This is a genomic window from Thalassospira profundimaris WP0211, assembly GCF_000300275.1.
GTDB classification, from domain to species: Bacteria; Pseudomonadota; Alphaproteobacteria; order Rhodospirillales; family Thalassospiraceae; genus Thalassospira; species Thalassospira profundimaris.
Map to the genome: position 1 here is coordinate 1 of NZ_AMRN01000002.1, position 24,267 is coordinate 24,267.

General features: G+C 56.4%; 25 protein-coding genes. 11 read left to right on the forward strand and 14 right to left on the reverse strand.

Annotated elements, in window-relative coordinates; genetic code table 11:
• Positions 1-335 precede the first annotated feature (335 nt).
• Together pgsA and moaE are read left to right on the forward strand one after the other, a co-directional pair.
• Positions 336-887 carry a CDP-diacylglycerol--glycerol-3-phosphate 3-phosphatidyltransferase gene (gene pgsA, locus TH2_RS04115; RefSeq protein ID WP_040822814.1) on the forward strand — a complete coding sequence of 184 codons (552 nt, stop codon included), beginning with the start codon at positions 336-338 and terminating at the stop codon, positions 885-887.
• A gap of 32 nt (positions 888-919) precedes the next feature.
• The gene (moaE, locus tag TH2_RS04120; protein ID WP_008889139.1) at positions 920-1,375 is read left to right on the forward strand and encodes a molybdopterin synthase catalytic subunit MoaE; all 456 of its coding nucleotides are present in this window, start codon (positions 920-922) and stop codon (positions 1,373-1,375) included.
• 24 nt (positions 1,376-1,399) lie between these two features.
• Here the strand turns inward: moaE and TH2_RS04125 are convergent, their stop codons facing one another.
• The 4 genes from TH2_RS04125 to metX all read right to left on the reverse strand — a co-directional run bounded on the left by TH2_RS04125 (position 1,400) and on the right by metX (position 4,479).
• Entirely contained in the window at positions 1,400-1,687 is a 288-nt protein-coding gene (locus TH2_RS04125) for a hypothetical protein (RefSeq protein ID WP_008889140.1), read from the reverse strand.
• Positions 1,688-1,706: 19 nt separating this feature from the next.
• Complete coding sequence (locus TH2_RS04130; protein WP_157193849.1) at positions 1,707-2,552, reverse strand: hypothetical protein; 846 nt, start codon at positions 2,550-2,552, stop codon at positions 1,707-1,709.
• Between the two features lie 113 nt (positions 2,553-2,665).
• Positions 2,666-3,316 (reverse strand): methionine biosynthesis protein MetW, encoded by a 651-nt coding sequence (gene metW, locus TH2_RS04135; protein ID WP_008889142.1) that lies wholly within the window; start codon positions 3,314-3,316, stop codon positions 2,666-2,668.
• A 2-nt stretch (positions 3,317-3,318) separates the two neighbouring features.
• On the reverse strand, positions 3,319-4,479 hold the full coding sequence (metX, locus tag TH2_RS04140; protein WP_040822680.1) for a homoserine O-acetyltransferase MetX: 1,161 nt from the start codon (positions 4,477-4,479) through the stop codon (positions 3,319-3,321).
• A 196-nt stretch (positions 4,480-4,675) separates the two neighbouring features.
• Between metX and TH2_RS04145 the strand changes: the two genes are divergently transcribed.
• The 6 genes from TH2_RS04145 (at position 4,676) to TH2_RS04170 (ending at position 10,209) form a co-directional block, all read left to right on the forward strand.
• The gene (locus TH2_RS04145; protein ID WP_231959620.1) at positions 4,676-5,548 is read left to right on the forward strand and encodes a chorismate mutase; all 873 of its coding nucleotides are present in this window, start codon (positions 4,676-4,678) and stop codon (positions 5,546-5,548) included.
• A 52-nt stretch (positions 5,549-5,600) separates the two neighbouring features.
• Entirely contained in the window at positions 5,601-6,698 is a 1,098-nt protein-coding gene (gene hisC, locus TH2_RS04150) for a histidinol-phosphate transaminase (RefSeq protein ID WP_008889145.1), read from the forward strand.
• A 1-nt stretch (position 6,699) separates the two neighbouring features.
• Positions 6,700-7,665, forward strand: a complete 966-nt coding sequence (locus tag TH2_RS04155) for a prephenate/arogenate dehydrogenase family protein (protein ID WP_008889146.1) — start codon at positions 6,700-6,702, stop codon at positions 7,663-7,665.
• An 89-nt stretch (positions 7,666-7,754) separates the two neighbouring features.
• On the forward strand, positions 7,755-8,636 hold the full coding sequence (locus TH2_RS04160) for a DMT family transporter (protein ID WP_008889147.1): 882 nt from the start codon (positions 7,755-7,757) through the stop codon (positions 8,634-8,636).
• A gap of 47 nt (positions 8,637-8,683) precedes the next feature.
• Complete coding sequence (locus TH2_RS04165; protein ID WP_008889148.1) at positions 8,684-9,244, forward strand: gamma-glutamylcyclotransferase; 561 nt, start codon at positions 8,684-8,686, stop codon at positions 9,242-9,244.
• Entirely contained in the window at positions 9,244-10,209 is a 966-nt protein-coding gene (locus tag TH2_RS04170) for a DMT family transporter (protein ID WP_008889149.1), read from the forward strand. Before TH2_RS04165 ends, TH2_RS04170 begins: the two co-directional genes overlap by 1 nt.
• An 18-nt stretch (positions 10,210-10,227) precedes the next feature.
• Here TH2_RS04170 and TH2_RS04175 read toward each other — a convergent pair whose 3' ends face one another.
• The gene (locus TH2_RS04175) at positions 10,228-11,097 is read right to left on the reverse strand and encodes an NmrA family NAD(P)-binding protein (protein ID WP_008889150.1); all 870 of its coding nucleotides are present in this window, start codon (positions 11,095-11,097) and stop codon (positions 10,228-10,230) included.
• A 116-nt stretch (positions 11,098-11,213) separates the two neighbouring features.
• On the opposite strand from TH2_RS04175, the gene TH2_RS04180 reads away from it, so the two are divergent.
• A complete protein-coding gene (locus TH2_RS04180; RefSeq protein WP_008889151.1) occupies positions 11,214-12,119 on the forward strand; it encodes a LysR family transcriptional regulator in 906 nt (301 codons plus the stop codon).
• A gap of 115 nt (positions 12,120-12,234) precedes the next feature.
• Here the strand turns inward: TH2_RS04180 and TH2_RS04185 are convergent, their stop codons facing one another.
• From TH2_RS04185 to ftsE, 4 genes are all read right to left on the reverse strand, one after another.
• The gene (locus tag TH2_RS04185) at positions 12,235-13,038 is read right to left on the reverse strand and encodes a lysophospholipid acyltransferase family protein (RefSeq protein WP_008889152.1); all 804 of its coding nucleotides are present in this window, start codon (positions 13,036-13,038) and stop codon (positions 12,235-12,237) included.
• A gap of 87 nt (positions 13,039-13,125) precedes the next feature.
• Positions 13,126-13,854 carry a YdcF family protein gene (locus tag TH2_RS04190; RefSeq protein WP_008889153.1) on the reverse strand — a complete coding sequence of 243 codons (729 nt, stop codon included), beginning with the start codon at positions 13,852-13,854 and terminating at the stop codon, positions 13,126-13,128.
• A gap of 387 nt (positions 13,855-14,241) precedes the next feature.
• The gene (locus TH2_RS04195; RefSeq protein WP_008889154.1) at positions 14,242-15,144 is read right to left on the reverse strand and encodes a cell division protein FtsX; all 903 of its coding nucleotides are present in this window, start codon (positions 15,142-15,144) and stop codon (positions 14,242-14,244) included.
• A gap of 60 nt (positions 15,145-15,204) precedes the next feature.
• Positions 15,205-15,882 (reverse strand): cell division ATP-binding protein FtsE, encoded by a 678-nt coding sequence (gene ftsE, locus TH2_RS04200; protein ID WP_008889155.1) that lies wholly within the window; start codon positions 15,880-15,882, stop codon positions 15,205-15,207.
• A 350-nt stretch (positions 15,883-16,232) separates the two neighbouring features.
• On the opposite strand from ftsE, the gene TH2_RS04205 reads away from it, so the two are divergent.
• On the forward strand, positions 16,233-17,051 hold the full coding sequence (locus TH2_RS04205; protein ID WP_081579268.1) for a DUF3426 domain-containing protein: 819 nt from the start codon (positions 16,233-16,235) through the stop codon (positions 17,049-17,051).
• A gap of 82 nt (positions 17,052-17,133) precedes the next feature.
• Here the strand turns inward: TH2_RS04205 and TH2_RS04210 are convergent, their stop codons facing one another.
• The 4 genes from TH2_RS04210 to argH all read right to left on the reverse strand — a co-directional run bounded on the left by TH2_RS04210 (position 17,134) and on the right by argH (position 22,601).
• Positions 17,134-19,587: a DUF4175 domain-containing protein gene (locus tag TH2_RS04210; RefSeq protein WP_008889157.1), complete on the reverse strand. Its 2,454-nt coding sequence runs from the start codon at positions 19,585-19,587 to the stop codon at positions 17,134-17,136.
• A gap of 187 nt (positions 19,588-19,774) precedes the next feature.
• A complete protein-coding gene (gene lysA / locus TH2_RS04215) occupies positions 19,775-21,046 on the reverse strand; it encodes a diaminopimelate decarboxylase (RefSeq protein WP_008889158.1) in 1,272 nt (423 codons plus the stop codon).
• Entirely contained in the window at positions 21,043-21,189 is a 147-nt protein-coding gene (gene lptM, locus TH2_RS21465; RefSeq protein ID WP_008889159.1) for an LPS translocon maturation chaperone LptM, read from the reverse strand. The genes lysA and lptM overlap by 4 nt, the downstream gene beginning before the upstream one ends.
• Positions 21,186-22,601, reverse strand: coding sequence for an argininosuccinate lyase (gene argH, locus TH2_RS04220; protein WP_008889160.1), 1,416 nt, complete (start codon positions 22,599-22,601; stop codon positions 21,186-21,188). The genes lptM and argH overlap by 4 nt, the downstream gene beginning before the upstream one ends.
• Positions 22,602-22,632: 31 nt before the next feature.
• Between argH and TH2_RS04225 the strand changes: the two genes are divergently transcribed.
• Positions 22,633-23,193: a TlpA disulfide reductase family protein gene (locus TH2_RS04225; protein WP_008889161.1), complete on the forward strand. Its 561-nt coding sequence runs from the start codon at positions 22,633-22,635 to the stop codon at positions 23,191-23,193.
• Positions 23,194-23,210: 17 nt separating this feature from the next.
• Here TH2_RS04225 and rbsK read toward each other — a convergent pair whose 3' ends face one another.
• Positions 23,211-24,134, reverse strand: coding sequence for a ribokinase (gene rbsK, locus TH2_RS04230; RefSeq protein ID WP_008889162.1), 924 nt, complete (start codon positions 24,132-24,134; stop codon positions 23,211-23,213).
• Positions 24,135-24,267: the final 133 nt, after the last annotated feature.

A 24,267-nucleotide genomic window follows, 5' to 3' on the forward strand; every position in this document is an offset into this window, starting at 1 on the left:
CGCTGATCTTTGGCGCGGGCGACTTCACGGTGAATTTCGGTGGCTTCGCCATGGGCGGGATCGGCACCGCGACCTTGGCTGCCATCATCCTCTATCAGGCGCTCAGCATCGGACGCGGCAAGTCCGTCCATCCGGCCGAGGCAGGGGCGGCGGCAGAATAATCGCGCCGACGCGATGAGTTGATAAATCGCACGGGCCGTGTTGTGACGCTAATCCGTCATCAACACGCCCCTTGTGGTATGTGCTTCAAGTCTTTAATAATTGCGCGGCCTTGGGCGTTTGCGCATCAGGGCCTTGATGTCATTGCCGTAAAATCCGTCAAACAGGCCCCGTTTATGAAGAACCAGATTCCCAATCTGCTGACCATGTCGCGCATATTCGTAATCCCGGCGCTGATTGCGTCGTTTTACATCAATGGTCCTGTCGGGAACTGGATCGGCTTTGCGCTGTTTGCCTTTGCCGGGGTGACCGATTTCTTTGACGGTTATCTGGCGCGCTCGATGAATGTGGTCTCCCCACTTGGTCGGTTCCTTGATCCGATTGCCGACAAGCTTCTGGTGGCGGCCGCATTGATGATGATGGTGGCGTTTGAACGCATTTCTGGTTTGGCGGTATTGCCTGCGGTGATCATCATGTGCCGGGAAATCATGGTGTCGGGCCTGCGCGAACATCTGGCCGAGATTAAAGTGCCCTTGCCGGTCACGGTCCTTGCCAAATGGAAAACCACGGCCCAGATTCTCGCCATCGGCTTCCTTCTGGTCGGTGATGCGTCGCCTGATCTGATTCCGTCGATCCTGATTGGCGATATCCTGCTGTGGATTGCCGGGATCGTCACGGTTCAGACCGGCTATATCTATCTGCGCACCGGCCTGAAACATCTCGATTAATTTGTGTAATCCGGCAAACCGGGACGGCGACCATGTCACGCGTTTCTGTTCAGCAAAATGATTTTGATCCCGGGGCCGAGCTTGCGGCCCTGACCGATGGGCGTACCGATATCGGGGCTGCGGTCAGTTTTGTCGGGCTGGTGCGTGATATCCACGGTGGCGAAAATGTCTCAGCCCTGACCCTTGATCACTATCCGGGCATGACCGAACGCGAACTGGAAAAGATCGCCGGTGAGGCCGCCAATCGCTGGCCGCTTGATGATATCCGCATCATTCATCGCTTTGGCCGCATGTTGCCCGGCGAACGCATCGTTCTGGTGATCGTGCTCTCGGCGCATCGCCGTGCCGCGTTCGAGGCCTGCGACTTCATTATGGATTTCCTCAAAACCCGCGCACCGTTCTGGAAACGCGAAGAAACCCCGGATGGTGGTGACAAGTGGGTGACGGCAAAGGCATCTGATGATGCCGATGCCGACCGCTGGAAATGACGGTGGAAGTAACCCCAAAGCGCGTCAGATAAATTTCGTCAGCACCGCAACCAGGGTCATCAACCCGGTTTGCAAGGTCGCGGCATTGTTGACCTGCTGACGCAATTGCTTCATCGCCGCTTCATCCTCGGCATCGACTTTCCTGGCTTCATCAAGCTGCTTGGCCTGAAGGGCGACCAGTTGGCTGGCGGCCTTGTCAAGCGCCGGTTTGGATTTGACCTTCTGGTCAATCGTTGCCCCCTGATAGGTCACAGCCGCTGTGGCATAGGCTTCCTGCGCATCGGCAATCAGGGCACCGAGTGTCTGGCTCATTGTGAAATCTCCCTTTTTTCTAGTTGGTGGCGGTTTCAAGCAGGCCGGTGCCTTGGGTGACGAGTTCGGCTGGGCTCAGCTTGCCGATCTGGCTCGAAAGTTTGATGCCGTCTTCGACTGCGGTAATCAGCGATCCGACATCAAGCTTGGCATAGTTATCGATCTGTTCCTGAAGCCTGTTGCCAAGGGCTGAGGCCGTGACAAAGGCGCGCAGGGTATCGGTCTGCATCGCGCGTTCGGCGGCGATCAGGCTGTTCCATTGCTGCCACCAGGCCTCGATCAGAAGGCTTTCGGCCTCGGGGTTGTTGTGATCCTTGGTGCGGATCAGGTTCAGTTCGGCAATCAGGGTGCTGCGCCGGGTCAGGAATTGCGGCGGGGTGCGCGCGAATTCTTCGCTGATGGTGGCAAGCTGCGCGCGCAGTTTTTCCAATATGGGCCCGGATTCTGTGACCGCCGATGCGCCGAATGCCGATCCGGCTTCGATATTATCGAAAATCGCAACAAACTGCTGATACTGGCTGCGCAGGCCCTTCAGCGTATCCTGCCACTGGCGTGTGACGTTTGGGTCGATTTTCACCGCATCGGGATCAAGCAAGGTATCGATATTGGCCGGCGTGATCGTGCCGGTGAAATCGGTGATGTTGGTGACAAACGCGCTGCGCTTTGCCGTGTCGGATTTCGGGAAGGGGGCAAATTGCGTGCTGTATGCCGCGTCATAGTGATCGAACGCCTGCTCGGTCGCGCTGCCAAACTGGGTGACCGAAAGTTTCAGCGTCTCGGCCTTCTGCGAACAGGCCGCAAGCAGGGTGATCGCACCGATCAGAATGCTACGTCGAACAAATTGTATGAGGATTGAATTGGTCATATCGGCCCCGTCTGATGATTTTGCCCGATCGGGCATCAGATTTCAGACGGGGACGCGATCAGTTTGTGATCGGGCAGGGGTGATTGTTCAATGAAAACGAATAATCGATCTGATTATTTGCTGAGCATGAAAAGTGCCTGATTGCCCAAAAAGTTGGAAAATCGGGTCTGGCTGCCGAGGCTGAGCTTCGAGCCCGCTTCATTGAGAACCATCGACCGTTCGATCGTCAAATCCATTTCCTTACACAGCGCAACGAAGTCCAAAACCGTGCAAAAATGGATGTTTGGCGTTTCGTACCACATGATCGGAAGGTTGGGGTTCTGCGGCATCCGGCCCCGGAACATCAAATCAAACCGTGCGCGCCAATGGCCGAAATTCGGAAAGGACACAATCGCCTTGGTACCAATGCGCAGCAATTCCGACAGCACCTCTTTCGGGCGCTGGGTTGCCTGCAAGGTCTGGCTGAGGATGGCGTAATCAAACGCCCCGTCCGGGTAATCGCGAAGATCGCGGTCCGCATCGCCCTGCATCACCGGAAGTCCCTGTGCGACACAGTTGCGCACCCCTTCGTTGGACAGCTCAAGGCCCCGCCCATCAACCTTTTTGGTGCGGGTGAGGTAGCCCAGAAGTTCGCCGTCGCCACAGCCGATATCAAGTACGCGTGTGCCCGGTTCGATCATGTCGGCAATCAGTTGCAGGTCGATACGGATGCGGTCGCTATGCGCAACGTTTGCTGCGCTGTTTGGGTTCAAAGTCTCATTCATGATTATTTCAGCCCCCGGCCTTCGGCGGCACCTTCGATGAAGCCACTTAGCACCATGTGGAAATCGGGTTCATCAAGCAGGAACGCATCATGGCCCTTGTCGCTTTCGATCTCGACGCAGCTGACATTGCACGATGCGGCATTGAGCGCATGGGCGACAATCCGGCTTTCGGCGGTGGTAAAGCACCAGTCGCTGGAAAACGAAATGACGCAGAACCGGGTTTTGCAGCCCTGAAACGCCTCGGCCAACCGCCCGTCATATTCAAGCGACAGATCGAAATAATCCATCGCCCGGGTGATATAGAGATAGCTGTTGGCATCAAAGCGATCGACGAAGCTTTTGCCCTGATGGCGCAGATAGCTTTCGACCTGGAAATCCTGATCGAAGCTATAGGTGATCGCACCACGGTTTTGCAGCTTGCGGCCGAATTTGCGGTGAAGGGCCGGTTGCGACAGATAGGTGATGTGCGCAGTCATGCGCGCCACAGCCAATCCGCGTGACGGTTTCTTGCCTTCGAGCAGGTAATTGCCCCCGCACCAGTCCGGGTCGGCCATGACGGCCTGACGCCCGACTTCGTGGAAGGCAATATTTTGCGCCGAGTGACGGAAAGAGGTCGCAATCGGGGCCGCGGCATAAACCCGTTCGGGATAGCTTTTGCACCATTCAAGAACCTGCATGCCGCCCATCGAGCCACCGATAACGGCAAACAGCATGTCGATGCCAAGCGCGTCAATCAGCATGGTCTGGGCGCGTACCATATCGGCAATGGTGATCACCGGGAAATCAAGACCCCATGGCTTGCCGGTTGCCGGATTGATTTCCTTGGGCCCGGTACTGCCAAGACAGCCGCCGATCACGTTGCTGCAGATGACGAAATACTTGTTGGTATCAATGATCTTGCCGGGGCCGACGATTTCGGACCACCAGCCTTCCTTGCCGGTGATCGGATGGACGTCATCGGCAACATATTGATCACCCGTCAGGGCATGGCAGACCAGAATCGCGTTGGATTTATCGGCATTAAGTTCGCCGTAGGTCTGATAGGCCAGGGTGAAGGGACCAAATTCCACACCGCTATCAAGGCGCAGCTTTTCCGTTTCGCCAAGTACCATGTGGTGACCTGGAAGTGGGGGGCGCTTTTCGGTGTTAGTCGCGGTGGACATGTAAAACGGTATCCCCTGAAGTGGTGTTATCCTTGTCAACAAGGTCTGACTTTCCTGCAACGTGACAGCAGGCGACCTGTCCTAGCTAGGAATACACTGGGATTTAGTCAATCTTTTCTTTGCATTTCTGCGGCCCTGTCCTAATACTGTGCGCCGTTCAAAAGAAGAGTAGATTATGGCGTCTGACGATAAAAATTTGGCAAATCTTGACCTGAATGAGCTGCGCGGAGAGATCGACGAGATCGATCAGGCTTTGCAGTCGCTGATCATTCGCCGGACAAAGGTTGTGCAGGCCGTCGGGGCCTACAAGGACCGGATGATCGCGGCGGGTGGCAAGGTCAAGGTGCCCTATCGCCCGGCCCGTGAAGCCCGCATCATGCGCACGCTTGTTGAACGTCATGAAGGGGCCTTTCCCAAAACCGCCCTGATCCAGATCTGGCGCGAAATGATCGCGGCCGGAACGCGCCTTGAAGCGCCGTACACAGTGGCACTTGGCCGCAATGCTGACGGGCTGGATTGCTGGGAACTGGCGCGTTTGAATTTCGGGTGCCTGAACGAAATCATTGAATTTGATACCCCGCGCGAAGCGTTCAATGCCGTTGAAGACGGGCGGGCAGCAGTTGGTGTTTTCCCCAAACCGCAACTGGGCGAGGCCCAGCCATGGTGGGTCCATCTGAGCGAACAAAGCCCGGTGCGTGTGGTTTCAAAGCTGCCCTTTGGCGGTCGCCCGGTTGGACGCGGCGAAGATACCGAGGGTTTCGTTCTGGCAGCGATTGAACTTGAAGACAGCGGTGATGACCGGACTCTGTTTGTGGTCAGCCTGTCAAAAGAGATTTCGATGGATACCGTGCGCAAAAAAATTGCGGATGGCATCGACGGGTCGGTAATCCTTGGCTTTTCTGACGATGAGGCGACGGATCGGCGTTTTGTGCTTGTTGATGTGCCGGGATTCTTTTGTAATCGCACCAATGCGTTTCAGAGCACACTGGACGCGCAAGGCCTTCGCCCCGAAAGTTTGCGGGTTGTTGGGGCCTATGCCGTGCCGCTTGCCGAAGACGCACTGAGTTAAACATGCTTGGCAGCCGCGACTGGCTGCAATTTCCCCAGGGAGAATATACCTGATGTCTGCGCCCACCCCACGCCCCGGAATTCTTGATATCGCGCCGTATAAAGGCGGTAAATCCAGTGCTGACAGTGCTCAGCGCGTGATCAAATTGTCTTCGAACGAGGGCGCACTTGGCCCGAGCCCCAAGGCCATGGAAGCCCTGCGTAACACGGCAACCCGTTTGCATCGTTATCCGGATGGCGGTTGCGACGTTCTGCGTCACAAGCTGGCGGAAAAATACGGTCTGGAATTTGATCAGCTTATTTGCGGCAACGGTTCTGATGAACTTCTGACGCTTCTGATCCGTGCCTATGCAGGTCCGGGCGATGAAGTGCTATATTCGCAGCACGGCTTTTTGATGTATCCGATTGCGACCATGGGTGTTGGTGCAACGCCGGTAACCGCGCCTGAAACCAACATGACGACCGATGTTGATGCGCTGCTGGCGGCGGTGACGGACAAAACCAAGATCGTGTTTGTTGCCAACCCGAACAACCCGACCGGCACCTATATTTCGGATGCGGAAATGAAGCGCCTGCGCGATGGTCTGCGTGAAGACATCGTTCTGGTGGTGGATGCGGCCTATGCCGAGTTCATGACCGGTCAGGAAGATTATTCGGCCGGTGAAGAGCTTGTGAAAGCAGGCAACAACACCGTGATGACCCGCACATTTTCCAAGATCTATGGTCTTGGTGGCATCCGTCTGGGTTGGTGCTATGCGCCGCCGGCGATTGCCGATGTGCTGCAACGCCTGCGCAACCCGTTCAACGTGCCGCTGCCGACACAGGAAGCTGGTGCCGCCGCCCTTGATGACGACGACTTCGTCAATGAGTGCGTGCGCCACAATGCCGAAACGCTTTCGTGGTTCCGTGACGAGGTGAACGCGATTTCGGGCCTTAAGGCACATCCGAGCTATGGCAACTTCGTTCTCGTTGAATTCCCGGCAGAAGAAGGCAAGAACGCCGATGCTGCCAATGATTTCATGATGGCCCGTGGCGTGATCCCACGCAAAATCGGTGCCTATGGCCTGCCGCAGATGCTTCGTATTTCTATCGGTACGAAGGAAGAAATGGAAATCTGCCTGCAGACCATCAAAGACTTTGTGAACGCATAAAATGACCAATACTGCATCCCAACCGCTGTTTGAAACTGTCGCCTTTATCGGCATGGGCCTGATCGGCTCGTCCATGGCCCGTCGCATCAAGCGTGACGGCCTTGCCAACAAAATCACCTGCGCGGTCCGATCAGAAGCGACCCGTGACCGGGTGCTTGAACTTGGCATTGCCGATGAGGCCTATTGCGACATCAAGCAGGCGGTTGGTGATGCAGATCTGGTCATGGTCTGTGCCCCGGTCGGCGCCAACGAAGCCATTGGGGCGCAATTGACCGGTGCATTGAAAAAAGGCGCGATTGTTTCCGACGTCGGGTCGGTCAAACAATCGGTCATCCGCGATATTGCCCCGCATCTGGATGAGGGTGTGCATTTCGTACCCGGTCACCCCCTTGCCGGTACGGAACATTCCGGCCCGGATTCCGGTTTTCCGGAACTGTTTGAGGAGCGCTGGTGCATCCTGACCCCGATCCCGGGCGAAAACGAGGCTGCGATTGCCAAGGTCAAAGCCCTTTGGGAAGCCTGCGGGATGTATGTTGAATGCATGGATGCCGATCATCACGACCGTATCCTTGGCATCACATCGCATCTGCCGCACCTGATTGCCTACACGATTGTCGGAACGGCAACTGATCTTGAGGACGCACTGCGTCAGGAAGTGATCAAGTTTTCGGCAACCGGTTTCCGTGATTTTACCCGTATTGCTGCGTCTGATCCGACCATGTGGCGGGACGTGTTCCTGAACAACCGCGAAGCCGTTCTCGATGTGCTGGGACGTTTTCAGGAAGACTTGATGGCCTTGCAACGCGCCATTCGCTGGGGCGAGGGCGACAAGCTGTTTGAGCTGTTTTCGCGCACCCGTGAAATTCGCCGCGGCATTGTTGATGCCGGTCAGTATTTCGCCAATTTCTCGGCCGAAGGCGAAGACCGCAAAAGCGACGAAAAGAGCAAGAAAAAGCCTGCTGAGTAATTTGGGAGTGACCGGCATTCTGTCGGTCATCCTGTGCGGTCCATCAAGCAGCCCCACCACGCTTTACGGACCGACCTTAGGGGAATGAAATGTCTGCCACCAATCATCCGGCGTTCGCCCGGATCATGCCATTTGTGTTCGTGTTCCTGTGGAGCACGGGCTTTGTCGGTGCCAAGTTTGGCCTGCCATACGCAGATCCGTTCGTTTTCCTTTTTGTCCGATTTGTCATCGTCCTGATCCTGATGATCCCGGTGATCTTCCTGATGGGCGCGAAATGGCCAAAAACATGGCGTGAGGCCGCACATATCGGCACCACCGGGGTGTTGGTGCATGGGGTGTATCTGGGCGGGGTGTTCTGGGCGATTGATACCGGGTTGCCGGCCGGGCTTGCCGCATTGATCGTTGGCTTGCAGCCGGTTGTGACCGCATCGGTCGTGGGGTCCATTTTGGGCGAACGGGTTTCGATGCGGCAATGGGGCGGGTTGATCCTGGGCCTGATCGGGGTGGCGCTGGTTTTGCTGCCCAAGATTGGCGATGGTGTCGGAATTACCCCATTTGGCATCGGACTTGCGGTTTTTGCGCTGTTTGGCATGACTGCGGGCACCCTTTATCAGAAACGTTTTTGCACCGGCATGGAACTGATGAGCGGTACAGTCGTTCAATATGTTGCTGCCAGTGTGTTTGTCGGCGTTGTCGCGCTGTTCAAGGAGCCGCTGCATGTTGAATGGAGCATGGACTTCATTCTGGCGATGGCTTGGCTGGTGCTGGTTTTATCCATCGGGGCGATCATGCTGTTGATGGTTCTGATCAAGCAGGGCGAAGCCACCCGTGTGGCCAGTATGTTCTACCTTGTGCCACCGACTGCCGCGTTCTTTGCCTGGCTTCTGTTTGACGAGCAACTTGGCGTGCTTGGCTTTGCCGGGTTTGCAATTGCCGCCCTTGGGGTGGCATTGGTGATCATGAAGCGTTAGTTTCGCGTAATTCTAAGAGATCAGAAAGCTAGTTAGCGGAGGAATGCGTGAGCGACGCGCGCGAAAAATGGGTGTTTGGATACGGGTCGCTGTTGTGGCGGCCAGGCTTTGAATTTGTCGAGTGCGCACGTGCGTTGCTGCCCGGCTATCACCGGTCGTTTTGTATCTATTCCCATCATTATCGCGGCACGCCGGAAAACCCGGGGCTGGTTCTTGGCCTGAACAAAGGCGGGGAATGTGTGGGCAACGCGTTTCTCATTGCTGAGGAAAACTGGTCAAAGGTGAAAGCCTATCTTGATGAGCGCGAACTTGTGACCAACACCTATATCCCGGCCGATGTCGAGGTTGAGCTTGCAGACGGGCGCAAGGTTATTGCGCACACCTATGTCGCCGATCCGACCCATGAACAATATGCCGGCAACCTACCGGTGCGCACCGCGGTTGAAATCATTGTTGCGGCCCATGGCAATGTCGGGCCGAACCTTGAATATCTGGAAAACACGGTGCGCCATCTTGATGAAATGGGCATCATTGATCCGCCCCTGCACGATCTGATGGATCTGGTGCGGCGCGAATATGGCGAGATCAATATGGGGGCGGGAATCTGATGAGCCAGTCAAACGTAACGACTGTTTCTGCCATCCAGACCGGGTCGCAGACGCCACTGACGATGGCCTATTTGATGTTGGTGGCCTGTTCGTTGATGTGGGGCTCAAACCACGTTGTGGCGCGCGGCATCAATGAAACGGTCCCGTTCGAGGCACTTTCATTCTGGCGCTGGATCGTTGCGATCTGTTTGCTGTTGCCGTTCTGCTTTAAATATCTGCGTCGCGATCTGAAAATCATGGCGGACCACAAATTGTCGATGTTCCTGATCGGCTTTACCGGTGTGTTCCTGTTTTCGGTGGTGATTTATCTGGCGGCCTATAACACCACGGCGGTCAATACCGGCCTTCTGAACGCGACGACACCGATCTGGGTTCTGTTGTTTGCAGCCCTTTTGACGGCAGACAAACCACGGCTTGGTCAATGGCTGGGCGTGCTGGTGGCCGGGGCCGGAACCGCGACCATCATCGCCAAGGGCGACCCATCGGTCTTTGCCAGAATGGATTTCGTTCTGGGCGATGTGCTGGCGATGATGTCGGCCATGGTCTGGGCGGCCTATTCGATGTTTTTGAAACGCGCGCCCAAGGGTGTGCATCCGCTGAGCCTGGTGTTTGTGTCGGCTCTTATCGGTTTGTGTTTCTTAACGCCGCTTTATGTCTGGGCGCTGGTGGTCGATGGAAAGCCGTTCTTTACCAGCCTTGATCCGGTGTGGCCCGATATGCTCAAGATTTTCTATATCGGGGCGGGGCCGGCGTTTCTGGGATACATGTTCTGGAACAGGGGCGTGTCGCTGGTGGGGCCGGCCAAGGCGGGCGTGTTCATGTATCTGATCCCGGTCTGTTCAAGCGGCCTTGCCATCGCGTTTCTGGGTGAGGCGCTGCATCTTTATCATCTGGCGGGGATTGTTTTGAACGTGTCGGGTATCTGGCTTGTGACACGTAAAAGGCGGGTGGCAAAGCCGACCTGAATGCGAACATTTGTGGGATCAGGTGCGCGGCATTTTTTCGCTAAGGAAATCGGGTATCTGGCGCGGATCACGCCCCAGTATGCGACTAAGTGTTGGGTCGACGGTTTCGAATTCACCAGCCTTGGCCGCACGGTAGTAACCGATAATGATTTCAAGCACGTTTCCTGAGAGTCCTGCGCGGTGCAGGCTTTCGAGCATCATATCTTCACCGATAATCTGACGTTCGATGGTTCTGCCTGTGACCGCGCTTGCCATCTGTGCCAGATCTGCAAGGTCAAGGGCGTGATTTCCGGTGAGGGGCGGTGTGATGCCTTCGATGGTTTCATGCCCGCTTAGCAGCCGTGCATCAGCCTCTGCCAGATCTTCGTGGGTTACCCAGGCAACCTTGCCATCCTCGGGGCCAGTCAGCGTGCCAGTGGCAAAACCATGTTCATGCATGCTCAGAATACTGTCGGCGTAAAAGCCGTGGCGCATTGAAGTCCATGCCAGGCCGGAGTCCGCTAGCATCGCCTCAGTCGCGGCGTGATCACGGCCCGGCGGGAAATGAGAGAGTGGGTTGCTTGATACCTGACTGGTATAGAACACACGTTCGATGCCGATTTCCTTTGCCACTGAAATTGCTTTTTCATGCTGATCGAGCGGATTGTCGCCACTTGCCCTGGCATTGGATGACACCAACAATAGTCGTTTGGCCCCCGCCCAAGCATGGCGGAGACTGTCGGTATCGTTGTAGTCGCCCCGCCTGACACGAACGCCCGCGGCTAGCCGTTCAGGAAGCTTTTCGGGGTTGCGCACGCTCAAACTGATTTGATGGGCTGGAACGAGGCGCTTTAGTGCTTCGACGATAAGGCTGCCGAGTTTCCCCGAGGCCCCTGTTACGATGAACATTGTTTGATCTCCAATCATCTTGTCACGCCACCGGGCGTTAATTGTATTCGTCATCGACAGGATGATTGTTCTGGATTATCGAATTAAGTGGGTAAATTCTGAACAGGTTGTTCTCTATGAAGAACGGTGTTTCTGCGGATGATCTTGCTGTTCTGGTTGCGGTTGTGCGCGAAGGTGGCTTTCGTGCTGCTGGCCGACGGCTTGGTATGGCCGCCTCGAATGTCAGTACGACGGTCTCGCGGATTGAGGAGCAATTGGGCATTCCTGTTTTGCGCCGTACGACACGCAGCCTGCATCTGACCGATGCGGGCAAAGTGCTTGTGGATCGTGTCGATCCATTGCTTTCGGGACTGGATGCGGCCTGTAACGAGGTGAAGGCCCTCGGTGGTCAGGTTCAGGGACGGTTGAAGCTGAACGTACCCGGTGCGGTCATGCGCGACATTCTTCCTGCGCTGATTGCCGAATATCGTGTGCGCCATCCAGCCGTAGAGGTTGAAATCGTCGTGGAGAGCGATCTTGTCGATATCGTTGCGGAGGGCTGTGACGCCGGGATTCGTTATGGCAGCGTTCTGGAACAGGACATGATTTCTATTCCGATTGGTCCGCGTCGCCAACAGATGGCGTTGGCCGCGGCCCCGGCGTATCTGGAAGCGCGCGGGATGCCTGACACAGCGGAAGACTTGATACATCATGATGCGATCCGCTATCGCCTTGATGGGGGCCCATTATTATCGTGGGATATTATGAGCGCACAAGGATCGGTTCAGGTGGAGCCATCCAATGTTCTGGTACTAAGCGTTGCTGCACTTGATACGGGTCTTCGTTTTGCCCACGCGGGAGTGGGGATCATCCATACTTTCCGCAACTGGCTGGAAGAAGACTTCGCGGCTGGAACCCTTGTACCTGTCCTGCCTGAATGTTGGCCGGAAATGGAGGGTCCGCGTCTTTATTATCCCAGCCGGTCGGCCCCTGCACCATTGCGCGCTTTTATCGATATCTGCCTGCACGCATCCAGAAATTGATGATGCTTGGTAGCTGAAGTTGCGCCGGATTTGAAATGGAATGCAGTCCACCATGAAAAAGGCCGAGGTGCGAATTGCACGTCGGCCGTTGGTTTAATATCTGCAATTGGCAGAGTTAAGACGCGCTTTTTTGATCCACGCTGTCAGTGTCGTCCACCTTGGCTTCGATATCATCGGTGGTGAGCGTCGGCAGGCGGAATTCTGTTTGTGCCTCGGCCTCAAGCTCGCGCGTGCGGGTATCGATGCGGTGCTTGATTTCCTTCATGAAGGTCTTGCGATCAAGGCCCGGTTCCATGGCCGGCAAGAATTCCATGGTGACCCGACCGCCATATTTCATAAAGCTGTCGCGGCCCCAGAACATGCCGGAATTAAGGGCGACCGGAATAACCTTGGTATCCGGGAAGGCCTTATAAAGCGCGAAAATCCCGGGGTGATAAGGACGATTTGAGCCCGGCGGGGTACGTGTGCCTTCGGGGAAAATGATCACCTGACGGTTTTCCTCAAGCGCCTTGGCAGCACCCTTGATCATGTCTTTGAGGGCCTGACTGCCCGCCGACCGATCAACGGCAATCTGGCCTGACAGGATCAGGAACTGCCCGACGAGCGGAATGCGGGTGAGTTCCTTTTTCAGGATATAGGCCGGATCAGGAACCACCGTATGGAAGGTCAGGGTTTCCCAGGCGGACTGATGTTTGGCGACAATGATGCACGGACCGTCTGGCAGATTTTCCAGACCGGTGAAGCGTTTGCGCATGCCCACCGAGTAGCGAAGCATGAACTGAATGAGGCGACACCAGGCATGGCCGACGAACTGGTTGGCCTTGCGCCCAAACAGCATCAGCGGCAACAGAACAATGCACAAAAGCGCCGTTCCACCGAAAAACAACACGTTAAACAGTAACGCGCGCAGGGTAATCATTCAGACAAATTCCTTACAGCCATGGTCCTGACCTTAAATATTCACTGTTTTGTAACAGCAATATGACGATCAGAAAATGCCGATTGTTCAGCCATCCTTGCGCGCCGCGTTTGAGGCGGAATAGTCATCAAGGTCTGGTGCATCCTTCGCAGGACCACCGGGGCTGCGCAGTGCGGCGCGGTCACCGTTTGGCAACCAGTTGAGCAACGCGTTGCGCAGGCTGGCAAAGACGTATTTGTTGTATTCACTGGCGATCAGGGCGCTGCTGCCGGGGAAGCGCCACCAATTGTCGACCTTGACGTTATCGGGAAAGACCGGATGTGCGACGATTTCAACATCGGGCATCAGGCTTTTGAATTCCAGAAGGGATCGAGGCATGTGGTAATTGGCCGTCACGATGCGCAGGCTTTTGAAACCTTCCTCATACATCCAGACAGCGGTTTCAATCGCATTGCCGCGCGTGTTTTCGGCGACATGGCCCAGAACAACACAACAGGCGATCAGTCGCGGATCGGATTTGCCGACCGACAGAAGTTCGTCGACTTCAACCCCGCGATAGACACCCGATATGAACAGTTTGTCGGCAAGGCCGCGTACCAGAAGACGGCGGCCTTCGGACAGACGTTCGCTGCCGCCCGTCAGAACGACAATGGCGTCGGTGCGTTGGGTCGTGTTTTCAACCGTTTTGGGGATATAGTCGACATACCAGATGAAGCCCGCCGCCCAGACCAGCGCGCAGAAAATCAGTGTGGAAAGCAAAAAACGAAACCGCCGGAACCGGCGGCGATGTTGCACACTCAGCGGGGGCTTGTTCATGAAGGCGTGCCTGAATAGCGGCGGTCTGGCATGAATTCGGATCTCCAGGGGGCAAAACTCATTCACATAATCGTCCGGTCGCCCGGATTTGTACGGATATGCAGAGCAAAATCGCAGGAAGATTAATATCTTTCAAGATTTTGCGACAAAATAGCCCGTGCAAATCCGGGTGATCCGAAGGACAACTGATATGAGAGAAAGCCTCTGCGTCAAATCCCTTGACCGGGGGTCACCCCGCTCTGCGGTCTTTTCCTTGCTTTTTCTCTCATATCAGTTGCCGGGTCGTTTATGTGAATGAGTTTTGCCCCCTGAGGGGACAAAGAGGGCCAAGGCCATGATCCCAAAAGGGAAGTGGTAAAAACCGACTATACGAAGACCGTGAGCGGGTTACAACATCCGGTGTAGGACACGAAGCACAGTTCGGTTGGCGGTGATGCCCGCCACCAATGCGACAATAAACGGAATGGCGACGATCAGGCCAATAAAGGTCGGGCTAAGAACCAGTGACGGCACCGGCCAGCCCGCCCGCAATCCAAGCCAACCAATCAGGGCCGAAACCGGCAGCGCAATCAAAAGACCGATCAGTGCGCCAAAGAAGGCAAGGCGTCGGTTATGGCGGCCGAACTGACTGGCGATATAGCCATCCTGTGCGCCAATCAGATGCAGCAATTCAATGATGCGATGATGGATCGAAAGGCCTGATCTGGTGGCAAACACCACCGAGAGCATGGTCGCGCCAAACAGCACGACAATCAAAAGGGCCAATGCCAGTTCAACCGAAAAGGCGACATCGGCAATGCGTTCGATCCAGATGCGATGATCATCAAGCACGGCTTCGGGCGCGATGACGCCAAGGCGGCTTTCAAGCGCATCAAAGTTAAACCCGGTTTCAGGCGTGACTTCGATAATGCGCGGAATGGGAAGCTCGCTGATGACTTCATCCGGGCCCAGCCAGGGTTCAAGCAGGGCGGCCATGGTATCGGGGCTAAGTTCCTCGATCCGGGCGATGCCGGGCAGGGTGGACACCTGTTCGATGATGCTATCGACCGTGCCTTGCAGGGCGGCTTCACGTTCGGCGGGGGATCGGTTGGCAAGTTCGGTCGGGGGGACCTGGATCGACAGGCTGCCTTCGATCTGGCCGGACCATTGGCCGACACTGTCATGCAGGGCGGCCAGCCCGACGATGGAAAAGGTCAGGAGCGCAACCATCAGGGCAACGATGCTCGGCAAAAAGCGCGAGGACGAATCGCTTTCAAGAGGGAGGTGCGATGGAGGTGCGCGAAATGCCATGATCGTGTGTTGGTCCTGTTGATCCCGTGTTTACGAAGTTTGGACTTGATGTGTCGGGTTTCAGCCGCTGTTGGTGACGTCGTGCAAGGTACCACCTTCGAGCAGCCATTGGGTATGGCCAAACCGCCGGACAAGTTGTCGATTGTGGGTTGCGATCAGAACGGTGGTACCGAGTTTGTTGAGCTCTTCAAACAGATAGAGCAATCGCATGGCGATTCGGTCATCAACGTTCCCGGTCGGCTCATCGGCCAGAAGCAGGGCAGGGCGGCCAATGACGGCGCGTGCAATGGCAACGCGTTGTTGCTGCCCGCCCGACAGGCGCGATGGCACTGCGTTGATATGATCGCCAAGCCCGACCCATTCGAGAAGTTCGGTGACGTTTTTGCGAATCTGCAGGTCTTCGACACCGGCAACACGCAGCGGCAGTGCGACGTTTTCAAAGGTCGTCAGATGGTTGATCAGCCGGAAATCCTGAAACACCACGCCGATCTTGCGGCGAATCGCCGGCAGTTCTTCGCGCGGGATGCGGATATTATCGCGGCCAAAGATCGAAATTTCGCCGCGTGTCTGGCGCAAGGCCAAAAATAAAAGTCGCATCAATGTCGACTTGCCCGCCCCCGATGCCCCGGTCAGGAAATGAAAACTGCCGCGACCGAGCGTAAAATTAAGGTCGCGCAGGATTTCCGGCCCGGATTCATACCGGACTCCGACATTCCTGAAACTGACAACGTCGGTCAAAATTCTTGCTCCATCTGGGCGAATGACGGTTGATACATCGGTGTTTATATCGGCTTTCGTCATGATCCGACAGGGTTGGAAAGTAGCCTTGTCGTGACGATATCGAAAATGAATTAACCGGTTTGGACGGTTTGTCGTCTATTTTGGATACCATTAACAGCCCGATCAGCCAGAGGTTTGATACCCAAATCCGGGCAGCTTCTGTTATCTCTGCTTAACAGTCTGTTAAATCGCCGCTATTTACATATAGTGTAAGGCTTCACTGACGGCACAGGGGGACCGTCAGTCGCAGACAGTTTCACGCCTTCCCCCGTGTTTGATGCCGCCGTCATCGATATGCCAGGTTTGCAATGATCATTACTTGCCCAGAGTGTTCAAAGAAATACTCAGTTAAAACAGAAGCAATCGGTCCGAAAGGCCGAACCGTGCGCTGTAAAAGCTGCGGCAATAGCTGGTATCAGGACCCGCCTGGCGCAAAGAAGCCAGCCCCGGCCCCGGAAAATGATATTCCGGCCCCGTTCAATGAAGAAGGGTCGCTGGGTGCTGATTTCAATGCAGATCAGATGGGCGGCGGGCCGGTTGATCCGGGCTTTGAAGAGGCCGACAAGATCCCCGATCCGCCCCCGATTCCCCAGCAGCTGATTCGCAACAATCCAAAGCCGGAGCCCAAAAAGAAAAAGGGCATCGTTGGCTGGATCATCTTCCTGCTGGTGTTGGGCGGGATTGGTGCGGGTGGCTATTTCGCCAAGGATCAGATCATCGAACTTTGGCCGCCGATTGCCAAGGTCTATGACATGGTGGGGCTTGATGTGCCGCATGTCGGCGAAGGCCTTGATATCCGCGAATTGCCGCCGACCCGCGAAGAAGAGGACGGCGTTGACGTTCTTGTTGTTCGGGCCGAGATCGTCAATATCAGCGAAGAACCGCGCGCGCTTCCTTACCTTCTGATCGAGCTTCTTGATCCGCTTGATCGTGTGGTACAGCGCAAGAAGGTGCCGCTGATTTATGATGAATCGCTGGTTCAGTCCGGTGCGGAAATGCCGATGGTGCAACAGATGTTGCCGGTTGGCGAAAGCATGGAAGTCGAAACCAAGATCCGGCGTCCGAACCCGACGGCAACCCGCCTGCACGTCACCTTCCTTGACCCGCGCGAGGCGGTTGAGCCCTAAGCGGTTCGCGCAAACATCCTGATTATGAGAAAGGCAGCACAACGCGTGCTGCCTTTCTTGTTTTGGGGGTTTCAGTGACCACTCAGAACCGTTTGAGCAAGCGGTCAATATATTCCTGTTCGATTTCCGGGCGTTCAGGATCGCCGGACCGGCGGCGGAGTTCCTGCAAGATGCGCCAGGCCCGTTCGAGCGTGTTCACATCCGGGATGGTGGTGGTGCCATCGCCACCGACGGGCCGGCCCAGCGGATCACGGCGCCCGGACCCTTCGAAGTCTTCGAGCATCGGGGCGAGTTGGCTTAAGCCTTCCAGCGCGCGGCTGATTTCGCCAATGCCCTGTTGCAGGGCATCCATGGCTTGTCGCTGATATTGCAGGGCCTCGTGCGACCGGTTGTTGCCAAGTGCCTCTGCCGCCCCGCGCATGGCATCAATCACCGAATTCATGCCGCTGACATCGCCAAACTGGCCAAGACCGGGATCGTTGAGGATTTCACCGGCATCGTCGGCAAGACCCTGTTGCTGGTTTGCACGCGGACCATTGCCGTTCTGGGTGGATGCATTATCGCCTTCATTCATCAGGTCCTGCTGACGGCGCGACAGATCACGCATCCCATCCAGCATTTCGCGGAGCGTCGATGTGATATCCATGCCGCCCTGACCGGTGGTGACCTGCATGTTTTCGACCAGTTCGCGCAGACGATCGATCAACTGGCGGGCCTGGTCACGCGCACCGGCGCGCATCAGGGCATCGATCTGATCGATGATGCGTGACAGGTCCTGTTGCTCAAGCGTTGCACTGCCGGGCGGGAGTTCTTCGTTGGCCTGTTCGGGGCTTTCGCGCATCATGGCGGCAAGATATTCATTCAGCGCCTGACGATATTCTTCAATCAGGCGGGCGATTTCGCTTTCGGTGACATCGGGGTTGGCAAGGGCCTCAAGCAGGCGTTCCTCGGCCTCCATCAGGTTGCGTTCGGCAATGCCGTAGGAACCCCGTTCGATCTCCTCGGCGACATGCCACAGAAGGCCTGCGACATCCTGATGGGTGGCGCGGTTTTGCAGGTTGGACGCCAGCCGGCTTTCGGCCACCGAAAGGGTCAGGAACACACCGAGATGGCCGTTAAAGGCCTGCGGGGCGAACAGGATCGGCAGCAGGGCCTGATGCATTTCAAGTGCGCGGTCGGGATAGCGCAGCAAACCGCGCCGGATATCAATCAGCTTTTGCGCCACCGGATGGCTGAATTCCCGTTCGGGCAACATCAGGGAACGGATATCGCTTTCACCACGCTGATCGGCATTATCGTTTGATACCATCTGGATATTGACCGGCAAGCCCGCCCAGGGATGGGCGACAAGATCAATAAAACGCGGGCCTTCGATGCGGGTCGGCATGGCGCCGGCACTGCTTGTAACGCCAGCCGCATCGCCCTTGAGATCAATTACCACCTGATCAATCGGGCCATATTGTTTGATCATGCCGTCCTCGGCCGCGGGCGTGATCACCAGATCAAGACTGGCGAGGCCATAATCATCGCTGGCGACGTAATCAAGGCGCACGTGATCGCGCCGGGTGATGGTCGGCGGGCTGACGAAGGAAAGGCTTGGCACATTATCGGCCAGCAATTCGATATCAAGGGTCAGGCGATCATTGCCCCAGACCGATATGCGCCATTGGCCGGGCTGGTCGATTGCGGTGGACAGCACATAGCTGTTCTCGGCCCCCTCGGTAAAGGATTGCGCGCCGGTCGGGGTGGTCAGGGTCGGTTCCCAGATGCTTGTGATGCTGCCATCAAGGGTCGATCCCGCCGGGACCTGAACAGTGATGACGTCACTGGTCTTGTCAGAGGTCGTATTACCTGTGTTTTCGGATTGGCGAGCACCTGTGGCATCGGCATTGGACAGGGCACTGAACTGCAAGATGCGCGGTATTTGCCCGGTATAGGCCGGTGGGGTGACCCAAAGGGTGGCGCTGAAGTCGGCCGCACCAAGGCGCTGAAGCGGGCTGAAGGCCTTTGAAAAGCGTTCCTCGGCATGTTCAAGGCCGGTCATCAGGCCGACAAACACCAGCAACACAGGAATGGCGGTCAGGCCAAAGCGGTCGACCCGGGTGATGGCGGGCAGGGGGCGCGACAGCCGGAGCTTTGCCAGTGCGGCTTCATGCAGGCCCAGTTGACGCTGCCAGAGGTAGCTGGTCAGTGGGTCGTCGGTTTCTGGGACGTGATCTTCAAGGCTTTGCAGCGGGTTGTTATCAAGCTGGTTGTCCACCTCGATCCGGTGCAGGATGTCGCGGCGCGTCGGCATTTTGAAATTGCGCCACGGGGCGACCACGGCAACCATGACCGCGACCGACAGGACGGACAGCAACATGATGTGCCCGGTCGCGGGGAGAAGTTCAAACGTTCCGGTCAGGGTCAGACCAACGATCAAAAGCCCGATCGAAAGCGCCGGGATCAGACAGGGCCAGACAGATTCCCACACCATCACCAAGCGCGTCTTGCGCACATGGCGTTCCATCTTGGGATAGGGTGGTATCAACGACATGCCTTTGAGCCCTGCTTGCCGACATATTGCGCGTTGTATCCGGCATTCTGGCACAACCCGCTTCTTTAAAGCTTGGTCTTTTGGCAGGGCGGGTCAAGCAATTCGACGGGATTGGGCAAAATAAAAGGGCGGCTGACAAATGGCCAGCCGCCCCGAAAGCGTTAAAAACCGAAACGGAATGCCGGTCTTATGCGTTGCTGAGCCAGGAGGGGACCTGATCCATGTTGATCAGATCGTCAATTTCCTGACGCGGGCGGACGATGGCAAAGTTGTTGCCCTTGACCAGCACTTCAGGTGTCAGCGCACGGGTGTTGTAGGTCGATGACATGACCGCGCCATAGGCCCCCGCTGACATGACGGCGACCAGATCGCCAGCCTTGAGATCATCGGGAAGGTCGCGGTCCTTGCCAAAGGTGTCACCGGTTTCGCAAACCGGGCCGACCACATCAACCTTGACCTGCTTGTCACCGTCAGTCTGTTCATCGACCGGGATGATTTCGTGATAGGCGCCATAAAGTGTCGGGCGGATCAGGTCGTTCATCGCGGCATCAAGAATGACAAAGCGTTTTGCTTCGCCGTCTTTGATATACATGACGCGCGACACCATGATCCCGGCATTGCCGGCAATCAAACGACCCGGTTCGAGCGTGATGTGACAGCCAAGATGGCCGACGGTTTCGCGCACCATCTGACCATAGGCATCGGGAAGCGGCGGTGTTTCACCCTGATAGGCAATGCCAAGCCCGCCACCAAGATCGAGATTGCGGATATCGATACCCTCAGATCGCAGCTGTTCGACCAGCCCGGCCAGACGCGTAAACGCCTCGCGGAACGGGGCCAGATCGGTCAGCTGGGAGCCGATATGCATGGCGATCCCGGTGACCTCGATACCATCCATGGCGGCGGCTTCACGGTAAACCTCGATCGCGCGGGTCCAGTCGATGCCGAATTTGTTTTCAGCCTTGCCGGTGGCGATCTTTTCGTGGGTTTTGGCATCGACATGCGGATTAACACGCAACGCAATGCGCGCCTTTTTACCCATGTCGATGGCAACACGGTTAAGCTCAACCAGTTCGGGGATGCTTTCGACATTGATCTGGGCAATGTCGGCGTCAAGGGCTTCGCGCATTTCGGCATCGGCCTTGCCAACCCCGGAAAAGATGATCTTTGCCGGGGGCATGCCCGCACGAAGCGCACGGCGCATTTCACCAACCGAAACAACGTCAGCACCCGCCCCAAGATTGGCGAGTGTTTTCAAGACCGCCTGATTGGAGTTTGCCTTAACGGCAAAGCACACGGTGGCATCAAGCCCGTCAAATGCGTCGGCATAGACCTTGTAATGGCGTTCCAGGGTCGCGGTCGAATAGCAGAAGAACGGGGTTCCGACCTTGTCAGCCATTTCCCGGATCGAGACGCCTTCGGCGTACAGTTCGCCGTTGATATATTCAAAATGGTTCATTGGGCCGGGTAATCCCTTGGATATTCGTAACCTTTGTCGGTCGGCGGTTCGAGCGGGCCTTTTTTGCCACAGGCCGCAACTGAAAGCCCCAACATGACGGCAAGCGCAACAACGGTGCTGCGTTTCAACAGGTTGCTGTTCATTTGAGGAACCTTTCCTTTGCCGCGGCAACGGATTCCTTGACCCGGACCGGGGCGGTGCCGCCAAAGCTTTGGCGGGCGGCAACCGATGCCTCGACTGTCAGCACATCATAAACCGCATTGGTGATTTTGGGTTCGATGCCTTGCAGGTCTTCAAGCGACAGCTGGTCAAGATCGCAGCCCTTGGTTTCGGCCAGTTTCACGGTCGCGCCAACAACGTGATGCGCATCACGGAACGGCATGCCAAGTTCGGCAACCAGCCAGTCGGCAAGGTCGGTGGCGGTGGTGTAACCCGCACCGGCAGCGGCACGCATATTATCGGCAAAGACCTTCATGTCGGCGATCATGCCGGTCATGGCGGCAACACACAGACCAAGATGGTCATGGGCCTGGAAGACGGGTTCCTTGTCTTCCTGCATGTCCTTGGAATAGGCGAGCGGCAGGCCCTTCATCGACAGCATCAAGCCGTTATAGCAGCCAACAATACGCCCGATTTTCGAGCGGATCAGTTCCGCCGCATCCGGGTTGCGTTTTTGCGGCATGATTGAAGAGCCGGTCGAAAACTTGTCAGACATGCCGATAAAGCGGAACTGGGCCGAACACCAGATGACCATTTCTTCGGCCAGACGAGACAGATGCATGGCAGCAATCGATGCGGCATTGAGGTATTCAAGCGCAAAGTCACGATCCGATACCGCATCGAGCGAGTTCGCCGTCGGGCGATCAAAGCCCAGCGCACTTGCCGTCATGTGACGATCAATCGGGTATGGTGTGCCAGCCAGGGCGGCGGAGCCCAGCGGGTTTTCGTTAATGCGCGTGCGGCAATCGGCAACGCGCCCGCGATCACGGCCAAACATTTCGACATAGGCCAGAAGATGATGGCCGAACGTGACCGGCTGGGCGGCCTGAAGGTGGGTGAAGCCCGGCATGATGGTTTCAGCATGGGTTTCAGCCTGCGCAATCAGGGCTTCCTGAAGGCCTTTGAGGCCGACCTCAAGATCGCCAAGTGCAACGTCACGGACCCAGAGTTTGAAGTCGGTCGCGACCTGATCATTGCGCGAGCGCGCAGTATGCAGGCGACCAGCGGCCGGGCCGATCAATTCGCGCAGGCGGCTTTCGACATTCATGTGGATGTCTTCAAGAGCGGCGGAGAATTTGAAGGCGCCGCTCTCGATTTCTTGAAGAATCTGGTCTAGACCGTTGGTGATCTTTTCGCCATCTTCAGCAGGAATGATGTTCTGCTTGACCAGCATGGCGCAGTGGGCCTTCGAGCCCTGAATGTCCTGGGCGTAAAGGCGTTTGTCAAAACCGATGGAAGCGTTGATTTCTTCCATGATGGCTGACGGGCCTGCTTCGAAGCGGCCGCCCCAAAGGGAGTTTGCGTTTTTCTGGTCAGTGGCGTTTTGATCGGTCATCGTGATCCGCAGTCTTGGAAAGGTGGGTGTTGTGAAAGCATTGCTTCGTTACGTAAAACTTGGCGTGATTGTCGCCATCTCGGGCATTTATGCAACCCCTGCCTTTGCTGATACGCAATTCCCGCAAGAACTTTCAAAGATGGTCATGCCATCCGAAGGGGGTTCTTTGCCCGAAGATCTGGCGTTTGTCGATGAAAATGGCAACGAGGTCGCCTTTAACAGCCTGAAAGGACAGGTTGTTCTGGTCAATCTGTGGGCGACCTGGTGTGTGCCCTGCGTCAAGGAAATGCCCGATCTGGATCGCCTGGCGGTCGAGATGGCCGATAAGCCGTTCCGGGTTCTCGCACTTAGTCAGGACCGTGGCGGGGCGGATGCGGTGCGCGAATTCTTTGAAACCAATGGAATCGAGAACCTTGATATCGTTCTGGATCCGCGTGGGGCGATTGCGCGTCAGATGGGGGCACGCGGCCTTCCGACCAGTTTTGTCTATGACGCCAAGGGTGATTTGCGCGGCAAGCTTGAAGGCATTGCGCGCTGGGATGCGCCAGAGGTCATCACCTATTTCGATCAGTTGATTGATCAAACGTCCTGAGCGCAAGTGACACGGTCTTAGGCGTTGCCTTCGATCAGGGACAAAACATCGGCAAGGCGTGGTGCAGCCTCGGCAGCACCATTGTTGGTGGTGGAAAGCGCGCCGGTCGCACAGGCAAAGCGCACGGCATCCTTGAGCGACTGATCACCATGCAGGGCGACAGCCAACCCGGCATTGAAGCAATCGCCTGCGCCCACCGTATCAACCGTGTTGACCACAAAGCCCGGAACCATACCGGTTTGCCCGCCCGATGAATAGAACGCACCATCGCCGCCCATTTTGATGATGACGGTTTCCGGGCCCATGTCATGCAGCTTGATGCTGGCGCTACTGGCGGTGGCCTCATCCACAGGGTCAATACCGGTGAGGGCCAAGCATTCGCTTTGGTTCGGCGTGACGATATGGGTAAGGGCCAGTAGATCACGCATGACCACCAGATCGGCGACCGGGGCCGGATCAAGCATCACCTTTGCCTTGCCTTCACGGGCATATTTGATGGCGCAATCAATGGCGACTACCGGGCATTCCAGCTGCAGCAGCAGATAGTCGCAATCGCGCAGGTAATCCTGTTTTTCATGCAAATCAGACCGGGTCATGGTCATGTTGGCCCCGCCAACGACCGTGATCATGTTCTCGCCTGCTTCATCAATCGAAATCAGGGCAATGCCGGTCTGGGCTTCGTCGGCGACGATGAGATGGGTGGTATCAAGTCCCTCGGCCGCGAGCGTTTCAATCAGCTGATTGCCAAGCATGTCATCACCGATCTTGGAGATGAAGACCGGATCGACCCCAAGACGTGCAACTGCAAGCGCCTGATTGCAGCCCTTGCCACCCGGGCCGGTTTTATAGGCTTGGGAGGATACCGTTTGTCCCTGCACTGGAAGCTTTGCCACACGGGCGGCGAAATCAAAGTTCGAGCTTCCAACCACTACAATCGTCATATCTGTCCGTGCTTATAAATTAATGCCATCAGATTAATGTTGGCACCCGGGCGGGGGTTTAAAAGGCGCGTCTGGCAAAATTCGACCAAATCGAGGAATTTTATTTAAAAACCGGTGTTTAGCCTATTCTTTG